At 33.5% G+C, this 13,577-nt stretch carries 11 protein-coding genes and 1 pseudogene; 3 read left to right on the forward strand and 9 right to left on the reverse strand.

All coding sequences use genetic code 11. The annotated features are described in order from the left end of the window. Nucleotides 1-60 precede the first annotated feature (60 nt). From ilvC to ilvD, 4 genes are all read right to left on the reverse strand, one after another. Nucleotides 61-1,536, reverse strand: coding sequence for a ketol-acid reductoisomerase (ilvC, locus tag UMM65_RS04840; protein ID WP_321975352.1), 1,476 nt, complete (start codon nucleotides 1,534-1,536; stop codon nucleotides 61-63). 287 nt (nucleotides 1,537-1,823) lie between these two features. Beyond that, entirely contained in the window at nucleotides 1,824-2,345 is a 522-nt protein-coding gene (gene ilvN, locus UMM65_RS04845) for an acetolactate synthase small subunit (RefSeq protein WP_321975353.1), read from the reverse strand. A 29-nt stretch (nucleotides 2,346-2,374) separates the two neighbouring features. Continuing rightward, nucleotides 2,375-4,108, reverse strand: coding sequence for a biosynthetic-type acetolactate synthase large subunit (gene ilvB, locus UMM65_RS04850; RefSeq protein WP_321975354.1), 1,734 nt, complete (start codon nucleotides 4,106-4,108; stop codon nucleotides 2,375-2,377). A gap of 205 nt (nucleotides 4,109-4,313) precedes the next feature. Then, nucleotides 4,314-5,987 (reverse strand): dihydroxy-acid dehydratase, encoded by a 1,674-nt coding sequence (gene ilvD / locus UMM65_RS04855; RefSeq protein WP_321975355.1) that lies wholly within the window; start codon nucleotides 5,985-5,987, stop codon nucleotides 4,314-4,316. A gap of 395 nt (nucleotides 5,988-6,382) precedes the next feature. Here ilvD and UMM65_RS04860 point away from each other — a divergent pair, with 395 nt between their 5' ends. Then, the gene (locus UMM65_RS04860; protein WP_321975356.1) at nucleotides 6,383-6,916 is read left to right on the forward strand and encodes a DUF4252 domain-containing protein; all 534 of its coding nucleotides are present in this window, start codon (nucleotides 6,383-6,385) and stop codon (nucleotides 6,914-6,916) included. Nucleotides 6,917-7,006: 90 nt separating this feature from the next. On the opposite strand, the gene UMM65_RS04865 is transcribed toward UMM65_RS04860, so the two are convergent. The 5 genes and pseudogenes from UMM65_RS04865 to UMM65_RS17715 form a co-directional block, all read right to left on the reverse strand. Next, nucleotides 7,007-7,498 (reverse strand): hypothetical protein, encoded by a 492-nt coding sequence (locus UMM65_RS04865; RefSeq protein WP_321975357.1) that lies wholly within the window; start codon nucleotides 7,496-7,498, stop codon nucleotides 7,007-7,009. 175 nt (nucleotides 7,499-7,673) lie between these two features. Then, complete coding sequence (locus tag UMM65_RS04870; RefSeq protein WP_321975358.1) at nucleotides 7,674-8,093, reverse strand: hypothetical protein; 420 nt, start codon at nucleotides 8,091-8,093, stop codon at nucleotides 7,674-7,676. 71 nt (nucleotides 8,094-8,164) lie between these two features. Then, nucleotides 8,165-8,704 carry a hypothetical protein gene (locus UMM65_RS04875; RefSeq protein WP_321975359.1) on the reverse strand — a complete coding sequence of 180 codons (540 nt, stop codon included), beginning with the start codon at nucleotides 8,702-8,704 and terminating at the stop codon, nucleotides 8,165-8,167. Between the two features lie 54 nt (nucleotides 8,705-8,758). Further along, entirely contained in the window at nucleotides 8,759-11,164 is a 2,406-nt protein-coding gene (locus UMM65_RS04880) for a penicillin acylase family protein (RefSeq protein WP_321975360.1), read from the reverse strand. Nucleotides 11,165-11,219: 55 nt separating this feature from the next. Beyond that, nucleotides 11,220-11,933, reverse strand: a pseudogene (locus tag UMM65_RS17715) (IS982 family transposase); the annotation flags it as partial. Between the two features lie 225 nt (nucleotides 11,934-12,158). Here UMM65_RS17715 and UMM65_RS04890 point away from each other — a divergent pair. Together UMM65_RS04890 and UMM65_RS04895 are read left to right on the forward strand one after the other, a co-directional pair. Next, nucleotides 12,159-12,860, forward strand: a complete 702-nt coding sequence (locus tag UMM65_RS04890) for a hypothetical protein (protein WP_321975362.1) — start codon at nucleotides 12,159-12,161, stop codon at nucleotides 12,858-12,860. Next, nucleotides 12,857-13,546, forward strand: a complete 690-nt coding sequence (locus UMM65_RS04895) for a hypothetical protein (RefSeq protein WP_321975363.1) — start codon at nucleotides 12,857-12,859, stop codon at nucleotides 13,544-13,546. The genes UMM65_RS04890 and UMM65_RS04895 overlap by 4 nt, the downstream gene beginning before the upstream one ends. Nucleotides 13,547-13,577: the final 31 nt, after the last annotated feature.

The following is a 13,577-nucleotide window of genomic DNA, read 5'->3' on the forward strand; positions in this document are numbered from 1 at the left end:
TACAGTTAATTTAGCTACTTTTCAACGGCCACTAGTCCAACGACTAACGATCACCTCTACCTAAACAATCTTCTTCATCGCGGTCATAGAAGCTCTTAAACTTGCTCCAATTTCCTCAACGGGATGTTGTCTGATGGATTTGTTAACTGCTATTAATTCTTGATTTTCAACACTGTTATCTTTACCTTTTCCGAAAGTTGTACCAATTACATCGGTATCAATGCCTTTCATAAAATCGGTTAATAATGGCTTACAAGCATGGTCAAATAAGTAACAACCATATTCTGCGGTATCAGAAATAATCCTGTTCATTTCGAACAATTTTTTTCTGGCAATAGTATTCGCAATTAATGGCGTTTCATGTAACGATTCGTAATATGCAGATTCTGGTTTAATACCAGCTTCCGTCATGGTTTCAAATGCCAATTCCACACCTGATTTTACAAATGCAACCATTAAAACGGCATTGTCAAAATATTCTTGTTCAGCTATTTTCTGGCTTGTATTTTCTGTTTTTTCAAAAGCAGTTTCGCCAGTGGCTTCCCTCCAGCTTAACAAATTTTTATCGTTGTTCGCCCAGTCTTCCATCATAGTTTTAGAAAAATGACCGCTCATAATATCGTCCATGTGTTTTTGAAAAAGTGGACGCATAATATCTTTCAATTCCTCTGACAAATTATATGCTTTTATCTTGGCAGGATTTGACAACCTGTCCATCATATTGGTAATTCCACCGTGCTTTAAAGCTTCTGTTATCGTTTCCCAACCATATTGAATTAATTTTGAGGCATAACCCGCATCAATTCCTTTTTCAACCATTTTATCAAAAGATAAGATTGAACCAGTTTGTAGCAGTCCACAAAGTATGGTTTGTTCACCCATTAAATCGGATTTTACCTCAGCTACAAAAGATGAATTTAAAACTCCCGCTCTGTGCCCGCCTGTTGCTGCAGCATAGGCTTTAGCTTGTTCAAAACCTTTCCCTTCTGGGTCATTTTCAGGGTGTACTGCAATTAATGTTGGTACACCAAAACCTCTCTTATATTCTTCGCGAACTTCCGAACCTGGACATTTTGGTGCGGTCATAATTACGGTAATATCTTTACGAACTTCCATGCCTTCCTCAACAATATTAAAACCGTGGGAATACGACAATGTTGCTCCTTTTTTCATCAAGGGCATTATTGATTTTACAACCGAGGTATGTTGTTTATCCGGTGTTAGGTTGGAAACAAGATCAGCAGTTGGAATCAACTCTTCGTAAGTACCAACATTAAAACCATTTTCACTTGCATTTTTAAATGATTGTCTCTTTTCTTTGATTGCCCCTTCTCTTAAGGCATACGAAATATCCAATCCAGAATCACGCATGTTCAACCCTTGGTTCAAGCCTTGTGCACCACAACCTACAATTACAATTTTTTTACCTTTTAATGCCTTTACACCTTCGGTAAATTCTGATTGATCCATAAAATCGCATTGACCTAATTGCTCTAATTGTAATCTTAATGGAAGTGTGTTAAAATAATTTGTCATTTTTATTATTCTTTATTATTGTTTGATTTTTAATTTTAAAATTCTTAGTATCCCATCCCTAACCCTTCCCAAAGGGAAGGGAATTTGAGCCAATTGTTTTTTTACCATTGTCCTCTAATAATTCGTGCACCTGCCCGTCCGGCAGGCGGGTTCGTGCCAAAAATTTACACGCTGACAACTGTGATGAAACACCCCTAATGAGCTTCGCTCTGTATCTTCAATGAAAATATATTTTCATTTCAATAATCCTCAAGGGGACAATTCTCACTAAAATAATTCTATTAACCTCAATTATACGCTTGTAACATTTCAGAAATAGCCATTTTAGACCTTGAGATGGCGATTCTGCCCGAACGCACAAATTGCAACAAACCAAAAGGTTTCAGTTTATCGTACATATTATCAATTTCATCTTTCAAACCTGTGGCTTCTATCACAAAGAAATTAGGTGTAATTGCCACAATATTTGCCCTTCTGAACTTCAGTCGGCTTTGAATGTCCTCATCATACAAATGCTTGGATGAAATTTTAAAAAGAGCTGTTTCTTGATAAATAATTTCATCTTCTGTATGCGTATAAGCTTTGATTACCTCAATCTGTTTTTCTAATTGACCTACCAATTTATCTGCCTGGTCTTTTGTAATATTAACCACAAAGGTAAACCGGCGTACATCATCTATTTCAGTTTTAGAAACCGTCATACTTTCAATATTGATATGACGCTTTAAAAATATAGCCGAAAGGCGGTTTAGAATGCCAATATTGTTTTCGGTATAAACCGAAAATGTGAATTTTTGAATATCTTCCATGTAATTATTATATTAAAATTATTGTGGACTTAGCTCAATCGAACATCTGATACTGACGCTCCAGATGGAATCATCGGGAACACATTATCTTCTTTTTCTACTTTAACTTCTAAAAAGAAAGCATCTTTCGACTTCAACATTCTCTGAACGGCACTTGCCAAATCTTCTCTTTTTGATACGGATTCCGCTTCAATATGATAGCCTTTCGCAATGGTAACAAAATCAGGATTTATCATTTCCGTTGAGGCATATCTTTTATCGAAAAATAATTGTTGCCATTGGCGAACCATTCCTAAAAAGTCATTATTAAGCACCACAATTTTTACGGGTACATTTGTTTGATAAATTGTACCTAGTTCTTGAATGGTCATTTGATAACTACCATCTCCGATTATTGCCACAACTTCCCTATCCGGTTGGCCCATTTTTGCACCAATGGCCGCTGGTAATGCAAAACCCATAGTGCCCAAACCACCAGAAGTAACGTTACTTCGTGTTTGGTTAAATTTAGCATATCTACAAGCAATCATTTGGTGTTGCCCCACATCAGAAACGATAATAGCATCACCATTTGAAGCCTCGTTTATCTGATTGATAACTTCGCCCATGGTCAGTTTTTCCTTAACGGGGTGAATGTCATTCTTAATAACTTTTTCTACCTCAATATCCATGTGATCCTTAAATTCCTGCATCCATTCCGGATAGGAATTTTTATTAATTTTTGGAAGGATTTTAGCTAATGTCTCTTTAACATCTCCCAACACGGCTACATCCGTTTTTACATTTTTATCAATTTCGGCAGGGTCAATTTCAAAATGAACAATTTTTGCCTGTTTGGCATAAGTTGTCAAATCGCCCGTAACACGATCGTCAAATCGCATACCGATGGCAATAAGTGCATCACATTCGTTTGTTAATTTATTAGGCCCGTAATTACCGTGCATACCAACCATTCCCACATTTAAAGGGTGGTCAGTTGGCAATGCTGATAAGCCCAAAATAGTCCACGCCGAGGGAATTCCAGATTTTTCAATAAAGGCTTTAAACTCTTCTTCAGCTCCACCTAGAATTACACCTTGCCCAAAAACAATCATAGGTTTTTTAGCCTCATTAATAACATCAGCAGCTGCATTTAAAGCATATTCCTTCACTTCAGGTACAGCTTTATAGCTTCGTACCGAAGTACATTTTTCATATTCAAAATCCAGCGAATCAAATTGAGCATTTTTTGTTATGTCTATTAACACGGGACCTGGTCTTCCTGAACGAGCAATATAAAAAGCCTTTGCCATAATTTCTGGAATTTCAGAGGCTTTGGTAATTTGATAGTTCCATTTGGTAACCGGCATAGAAATACCAATAATATCGGTTTCCTGAAAAGCATCAGAACCCAATAAATGTTTTGCAACCTGACCTGTAATACAAACCATTGGTGTTGAGTCTATTTGAGCATCAGCAATACCTGTAACCAAATTGGTTGCTCCAGGGCCTGAAGTTGCAATAGCCACACCTACTTTTCCAGTTACGCGGGCAAACCCCTGAGCGGAATGCGTTGCACCTTGTTCGTGACGTGTTAATACATGATGTAGTTTATCCTGATATTTATAAAGCTCGTCATAAACAGGCATAATTGCCCCACCGGGATATCCGTAAATTAAATCAACACCCTCTTCTAATAAACATTTTATAACGGCTTCCGCACCCGAAATGGTTACTTTTTTAGAAGTTGCTGTTTTTTTAACAGTTTGTGTTTCTGTACTCATAATTGTTATTGTTTTATAGCCTCCCCCTAGCCCCCTCCTTCGGAGGGGGGTTTCGTGGAAATTACTTTTTACCAAATAATTCCACATACAAATTAGTGAATTCGTGGCAAAAAACATTTTAGACTTCGTATATAATTTCATGTTCTCCGCTTAAGAAAATATTTACCCAAATCTTAAGCGGGCTATTTATTCAATTGTACTTACTTTAAAACTCATCGGTTACACACCCTTTAGATGCTGACGAAACCGTTTTTGCATATTTGTATAATACTCCTTTATTAAATTTTAAATCAGGTTGTTTCCAATTGGCTTTTCTTCGTTTTAATTCATTATCAGAAACTGTTACTGAAATACTATTGGTTTCTGCGTCAATTATGATTTCATCACCATTTTCAACCAAGGCAATTGTACCACCATCTTGTGCTTCGGGTGTAATATGCCCTACCACAAAACCGTGTGTACCGCCAGAAAAACGACCATCTGTAATTAATGCCACATCTTTACCTAAGCCTGCACCCATAATGGCTGCTGTTGGTTTTAGCATTTCTGGCATACCAGGACCTCCTTTTGGCCCTTCGTAACGAATCACCACTACGTCTCCTTTTTGAACCTTTCCTTCTCCAATACCTCGGTTAGCTTCAAATTCGCTATCAAAAACCCTTGCTGTACCTTTAAAACGCAAACCTTCTTTACCCGTAATTTTTGCTACGCAACCATCTTCCGCCAAATTACCAAACATAATTCGTAGATGACCAGTTTCTTTAATAGGACTTTCCAAAGGTTTAATTACATCTTGATTTTCCATCAAATCTGGAACATCAATTAAATTTTCCGCCAAGGTTTTTCCTGTTACGGTCAAACAATCACCATGTAATAAACCTTTAACCAAAAGGTATTTTAACACGGCGGGAATTCCACCGACACGATGTACATCTTCCATTAAATACTTACCACTAGGTTTTAAATCTGCCAAGAAAGGTGTTGTATCACTAATATGTTGAAAATCTGCCAATGTAAATTCAATATTTGCCGCTCTGGCAATGGCCAAAAAGTGCAATACCGCATTGGTTGATCCTCCTAAAATAGTTACCAATCGCACAGCATTTTCCAATGATTTACGCGTAACAATATCTAATGGTTTAATATCTTTTTCCAGTAAAAGCCGCATTGCTTTACCAGCTGCGATACTTTCTGCTTCTTTATCTTTACTAATGGCAGGATTTGATGAATTATATGGCAACGCCATACCCAATGCTTCAATCGCTGAGGCCATTGTATTTGCAGTGTACATACCTCCACAAGCTCCCGCTCCGGGAATTGCCTTTTGGATAATTGCTCTGTACTCCGTTTCTTGCATAGTACCTGCAACCTTTTCGCCCCAAGCTTCAAAAGCAGAAACAATATCCAATTTTCTATCGTTATGGCAACCGGAAGCAATCGTTCCTCCATAGACCAAAATAGAAGGTCTATTTAACCGTAACATTGCCATCAAGGCTCCAGGCATATTTTTATCACAACCTACAACAGTAACCATTCCGTCATATGCCATAGCTTGCACAACGGTTTCCATGGAATCGGCAATCACATCACGTGAAGGCAATGAAAACCTCATACCAGGTGTACCCATAGAAATTCCATCACTTACGCCAATGGTATTAAAAATTAACCCAACTACGTCTGCTTCTTTTGTGCCTTTTTTAACAAGTTTTGCCAAATCGTTCAGGTGCATATTACAAGGATTGCCTTCATAACCTGTACTGGCAATTCCAACTAATGGTTTATTGAAATCTTCATCTGACAACCCAACCGCATGTAACATGGCTTGTGCAGCTGGCTGTGTATCGTCTTGGGTAACTACTCTACTGTATTTATTAATCATAAAATTTGCTTATCTTTTAACGACAGACTTGTTATTTTTCTGTTTGAACTGTCGAAAGTAATATTTGTTCAATTTATTCTTGTATCCTTTACTATGGTTACATTAAATTCAAAATTTTGTATTTAACTTAAATGTCTTATTTTCAGTATTTTACTGCATGCATTATATTATATTCAATTCAAAAAAAAACCTTCCTAAAATTAGGAAGGTTCATATATTATTAAAATAATATTACATTCCTATTCATTGCGATTTAATAATCACAATGTTAAGAATAATACTATTTGATAATTTTTTTATTTTCATTACAATAACAAAGTTAAGATTTATTTTTAAAAATCCAACTAATTAATCCTTAATTAAATTTTAGTATTTTTATACAAAATCTCAATTCTATGAAAAAAATTATTTTGTTGCTTTTTGCATTTTCATTACTTTCTTGTGGCAGTTACAATTCCATCAATAGTTTTTACAATGCTCATAAAAACGACCCACAAGTAACCGCTATACAAGTGCCACAATATTTATTGAGCTTATTAAGGCATAGTTCTGGTGAAATGAATAGTTTTATGGGAAATGTACGTGATATAAGATATATACAATTAAGCCCCCAAACAGATATTGAGGCCAATAGAATTAGTAATGAAATCAATAGTTTGGTTTCTAAAAATTTTGTTGATGTATATCGGAAAAACAATGACGATATCAGGACTTTAATTAGCCTGAGAGAAAAAAAGGATGTAGTAAAAGAAATTATCATTTATAAAAATGGGGCCAAAAGCAATTCCGTATTTTATTTGAACGGTAATTTTAATCCGCAACAGGTACGCAAATATGTGGATGAAGGTAAATTTGATAATCTTACCAATTCTGTTTTTCAGCAAATGAACATAAATCCTGAAGTTAAGGAAAAAGAGGATAAGAATTAGAAAAAGCCACTAGTTGCAAACTGGCGGGAGCAGAGGGACATTCGCACAGCGTAGCATTTAAATTTGTTCTACACTTCGCCCAGCGGGAGGTTATTCACAATCAATAAATCTATAATCTTGATTATAATTGACTTTATAAACGAATGCATCTCTCTTTAGTATTAAATCATTATTTCTATATATGGTAATTTTATTATTTAAGTCAATGTTGTAATTAACAGAATCTCCTTTTTTTATTTTATCTAGTTCACCGACAGCGTTGGTTATGGAAATATCCCCAATATACTTAATAGTATTATTGTAAACGCCAGCTACAAAGTTATTATTTATAGTAAACAAGTAACCTGATTTTTTATTAGTAGTAATTTTTTTTAGGCATAGAAATCCAGCCCCATACTCCTCTTCATGTGTCGAAATAATAATTCCTGAAAAATAAAATTGTTCTTTAGTTAAAACTTTATGGAATTGTTCCTCATAGCTTTCCATTTTCACTTTTTCAGTAAAGTTCTGATTAATCATTATAAAAATAATAACAAGGAGAAAAATAATAAGTAGGGCTATGTTTTTTATTTTAATTTCCATTTTATATATGTATAAACTAATTCTTTATTAGATTGTCCGTAATGTTAAATAATCCGTTTGTCACCCCGATCTTGTCTCAGAACCACATCTGACAAACGGATGAATGTTAAATGGATATGAGGTGCTGAAACGAGTTTAGCATGACGTATACAATATTATTATTAATTATGGATATTCAAATCTTTTTTAAATAATTTTCTGCATCCCTTAAATTCAATTCAGTTTCGTTGAATGCACTTCCTTTTCGATTTTTATTGAAAACAGCTTCTTCTAAATTACCTAAGGCAATCATTAATTGATAGATTGCGACAGAATCTTGTTTTTCAAGTTCTATTTTAAGCCATATTCTAAAATTAGGAATTAAATTCTTATCGTGAACTTTACTCAAAGCCCAATAAGCACTTATTCGCTCTTTTGAGTCCAAGTAAAGCCCGTCATTCAGTCCGTTGATAATTTGGATTTTCAATTCGCATGGGTTTAAATTTTTTAGCCCAGATTCAGCAATTGTTTTTTCTTCGTATTGTGATGTTTCATTACCGTTAGCTTTCTCAAATATATACGCACAAGCATCCAATTGTTCTTTGGTGAGTTTCATTTTGTTTTTAACTTGATATTTTTCAGAATGTGTCGAATGCTTATAATTAAATCCTTAGTTTTCAAACGCTTTTATTTTTTGAGTTTAACTATTTTTTTGGTTAATACATAACTTCCATCTCCCTTTTGGATTGGATTAATAACTAAATAGTCAAGACGCTTAATTTTTTCATGGTTGTTTATGTCAATCGTAAAACCGTTTGGTATGAAAAAACGTTTTGAAAATATTTCATAATTCTCTTCATTTTTTTCCATTCCGTTATATTTCGCAACCGATAAAAGCTTGTCTGTCCGTGTTATTTTTCCCAGAGTTATGTTTGAGCCCTTATTCAAAATCCAAGCCTTATAAGGTCCTGAATTAAATCTCATTTTATTTGTTTTAATGAAAAAATTAAATGTTTTGGACGAATCAATTTTAGGAAATCTATAAGCTTGTCCAAGTTTTTTTCCATTAATTTTAATCCCATCTACAATTATTGAAACTTCTGATACATTTACTTTTCTTTTATTATTGTTCTTGGAAAAATCGATTGAATGTTGCGAAAACTCAGTTTGACTATAAATAAAGTTAAATCCAATTGAGAATAATATTGTCAGAAGTAGGTTTTTCATAAATGTTATACCTATGTATAACCACATCGTGGTTATATCGAATATGGTTGCAATTTAATAGCTTTCAGGCATCAACACCAACTTCCTCTCAAACTCTTTTATCACCTTTTCATTCATCAACATTGGTACAAACTCGCCTTTGTTAAACTTCTCCGCTTGGTCTTTATAGTGCTTATTTAACACATTACCAGATTGCCCAGTAGGTAAAATACTCATACTGCTTTCAACATCAGAAAAGTCAATAACCCTTCGTGTAGAAGGACCTGAAGTTACTTGATAATACCCAGTGCTGTCCAATTTAAAGCCTAAATTATTAATCACTTCTGAACCTCCGTTGATTTCAAAAGGTCCCACATTAAAATATTTTCGCAACATTGCCACTTCACCCATTGGATGTTTGTGTTCTAGGGTGTGGACTTTATTCCACGTCCATTGGTCAACGGAATTTCCCAGTTGACTTTCTAAAAAAGTAACTGCATTTTTTAAGGATTTGGTAATTATGTCTTGTTTGGTTTCAATCTTATTTTTTGTACTTATATCATCCCACCAAATGGAACTGTCTTTTGCCATTTGTACAGCGTTCATTTCCTTTTGTAAACGGTTATTGAGAAATAACTCAAAACTCGAACCCATTTCATCTTTAAAAGTATTGACTAAAAACTCATATAAAAAGCGATTGTAAATTGTGGGAGCAACACTCTCTAAATTATAACTACCATCCCAATTTTGTAGGGTTTGAATAGCTTTTTTCTCGGAGTCTGAAAAATCATATGCTTTAATACTTCTTAAGGCATTTTCTACTATTGATGGCGTTACCGAGCTTGTAACATCATTAATCATTTCCATAACATCTTCCTTGGTAAAATCGTTTTTGGCTTCCAATAACCCTACTATACGCTTCGCTCTGTCTTCCGTTAAATAATAACCCGGATATAACCTTCCTGCAATAGAATCAGGCCCGACTGCCGGCGAGGCAGGCTGGTTATTTGCAGAATACACATACTTACTTTTCGGATTTATAGCTTGTGGATTTTCAGAAAAATCTAAATACGCAATTTTTTCATCCGTCCCGCTCGCTCCGTTTAAAATGGTTTTGGAATTTACACTATCATTCAATTTATACAACTTCGCGACTGCAAACCAAGCAATATTATCATCGGCATCGCCATACATAATATTTAAACCAGGAGCGTGAACTAATGCTGTTGCATTTTTAAAATCGTGGAGTGTTTTTGAATGTGACATTCCAAAAGACGCTTCTAGCATTTTATTAGGTAATTGGGTGTATATCCAACTCATGGCTATTGGTCGCTCGTCAGTAATATGTTCAATAATATCGTTCATAACTGGACCATGTTTACTGACCTTGATTTGATATTTTATGGGTTCGGCATCTTTTACTTTTATTTCTTTGTCTATAATTTTATAAGTTTCATAACCATTTGGGGTTTTATATTCATTTGGGTTTTGGGGGTTATTTTCTTCGAAGTAGAAATCGACATCATCGTTTTCAAACATGGTAACTCCATAAGCATAATGCCTGTCATGCCCAAGCAATGGAAAAGGCGTTAATGCCAAATTATAACCGTACATTTCGTAATCTGGTGTTTTAATATGCGATTGGTACCACACCGAAGGTTGCCCAAAACCTATATGTGAATCATTTGCCAAAATAACTTTTCCGTTTTTGGTTTTTTCTGGTCCAATTACCCAAGCATTACTCCCAATAAAGGGCGAAACAGGCAAATTCTCGTAGAGATCATTTACCGCTTGAGCAAGACCTTTTTTTAAAATAGGATTGACTTCATTTTTTATGAGTGTAGAATTATCAGTAATGGGAATGTTAAGTTCTTTTAAATAATCATCACCAAGGTTCTCTTTTATTTGAGTCAATAGCGGATCCGTTTTGTGGGCAATGGCAAAACTGAATGCCATATAACCAAATACATTATAGACATCGTTAAGTGTGTATTCTTCCTTATCTATTCCTAATAAGTAAAACTCTATTGGTTTTGGCCCGTCTTTTATAAATTGATTGACGCCATCTAAATATGCCATAGTCTGCTTATAAGATTCTGAACTTTTATCTAATTCGGCAATGGTTTTTACTGAGGCTTCTTCTATACCCAAACCTGAAAAGAATTTGTCGGTTCTAATTAATTTTTCGCCAAAAAGTTCGGATAGTCTGCCAGCTGCCAAACGCCTTATTACTTCCATTTGCCAAAGTCGGTCTTGGGCGTGGACGTAGCCTAAAGCTCTTCGTGCATCCAATTCGTTTTGAGCATAAATATGTGGAATTCCGTAATTGTCGTAATAAACTTCAACCTTGTCTGTCAATGAGGCTAATTTTAATTCACCTTCATAGGTTGGTTTTAAGCTTTGAAGAAAGAAATATACTCCAACCGCGATTAGGATAATTAAAACCAATAAGTATTTGAGTAGTTTTTTAAGGAATCGCATTTGAGTAGGATTGTTTTCTCAAAGATAACCCTATTTAGCTTTTATTTGTTATTCTAAAAATGTTTCTATCCTTTTTTTTCTTTTTTCTAAACGCATAATGTTGTTTTTTGTAATCCTTTTGATTGTTTCTCTTAGGCGTGTTTAGCTTTATGTTACAGGTTTCAAATAAGTTAAGTTGAATGTTAGCCGACAAATGACCTCTTTCGCCAATTAACGTGCAATCACTTATCTGCATCTTAATATCCTTGAGATAATTTACATCGTGTATAGAAGCAGGACTTAAGTCAAGATTTTGAAAAACACCGTTTACAGAACAAACAGCGAGTAATTTATTGCCATAATAGTTAGCGTTTTGTGCAGCACAAAAGCCTTTGTCCGGAAACGCATAAGCAGCTTCTTTACAGACTTTGGCACGTTAGCTTCTTGATAATTTACAAACTTCTAAAGGCATACTGTCTACAACAAAATGATTTTCAAACTCATTAAAAGCGGAAGCTAATTTTAACCGAATATTATTGAGATTATTAGCAAGTTTCCTTCGTCTTCTATTGTAGACACTACGTTTGATTTTTTCTAATATATTTTTTGGAAGTTTTCTAAACAAGTCGTTTTCACTATCTATTCTTATAAATTCAGCGGTTAAACCCAAACTAATAAGTTCTAAATCACTAAGCTTTGGTTGACGCCTTTGATAGTTTAAAAGTTGTTCTTTTGATATTTTTCGTAATACTTCCAATATTCTTTTGTAATTTGCATTTAAGCTGTTCATTGTTAATGATTTGTGGTTAAATCAATTTGCTGATTTTCAGTAAGATGAACAACTTTTTTTCTTTTAAATCATAATGCACAATGGGTTGTTTCTAATATTATAGTTATCGATTAAGTAATACATAAAAAAGAAAAAAATAAACGAAAGTAGGAGGTTCTGATTGTTTGTTGTTTTATAAATATCTAAGATAACATTTGTATCTTAATTTAATCAAATTTACAATTTATGAGATATATGTTTAAAAATGACTGTGATTATTTAAGGATATCATATTTAAGTTATATTGGTCTATTTATATTTCCAATTATAACGGTACCTCTAGTAGGGTTAATGTTAGCATATTCAGTAACACAACAATTTACTTTAAACATTCTTAAGGAAAATAATTTAATAGAAATGTTAACATTTATCTTCCTTTTTATAGCCAGTATTATAGGATTTAGATTCTTGTTTATTTATTTTAAGAATATAAAAACTTACCTATGGGTAATTTTACTCATTTTTATAATCGGTTTATTATTTATTGCAATGGAAGAAATTGCTTGGGGACAACAAATTTTTAATTTTGAAACGCCTAATAATTTTAAAAAACTAAATGCTCAACAAGAACTCACACTACACAATTTAAATGGATTACAGGGGAAGTCTGAATATTTCAGACTTATTTTTGGTGTTGGAGGATTGCTAGGCTTTCTGGTATTTAAGAATAATAATAATCTCAGTTTATTAACTCTTCCTAAAATATTATATTCTTACCTAATTGTTATTACAATAGTTACTCTTATTGATTTATACGCTGATTTTTTTCCAATAAATAAAAATTATGATATAGGGCTGCAAAGACTCTCTGAATATATAGAATTTTTGATTGGGATTGTTTCATTGGTATATATAATTTTCCTAAACAACAAACTAAAAAATCAATGAAAATAAATATCAACCCAACCAAAACGTTAAAATTATTAGTACTATGTATTCTGATTATAGTTACCGCCAACTGTGTAGTAATTATAGCGAAAATAAATCTTAACTATTATAATAAATTTATTTTTGAAATGTTCAATTTAGATCAAGAATCAAATGTACCGACATACTTCTCTACTCTAATTTTGTTTTTTTGCACATTTTTACTTGCATTAATTAGTTTAATTCATAAAAAATTAGGCAATAATTATCTGCTATGGATGATCTTGTCAATTTGCTTTTTGTTTTTATCTGTAGATGAATTTATATCCATCCACGAACGAATCGGAAGTTTTTTAGAAAATAAGTTTAAGTTCACAGGAGTTCTGTATTACTCATGGGTGATTCCTTATAGCATATTTGTAATAATTCTGGCGATAGTTTATTTTAAATACTTTCTATTAAAATTACCAAAAAAGATAAGATTCTTATTTATTATTTCTGGCGGTGTTTATATCACTGGAGCTGTTGGTTTAGAAATGCTTGGGTCAAAAGCTGTTACCATTGAAACACCCTCTCAAACATTAATTTCAATTCTCTATACCATTGAGGAAACACTGGAAATGATTGGGATTTCCATTTTCATATACACTTTATTAATATATTTGAAAGAAAAATTAAAATTCAAAATAAGGTTTAAATCTAATTAGTAGGCTTGTAAAAAAACTTCAAAATAAGGCT

The organism is Aureibaculum koreense (assembly GCF_034296135.1).
Classification (GTDB): Bacteria; Bacteroidota; Bacteroidia; order Flavobacteriales; family Flavobacteriaceae; genus Aureibaculum.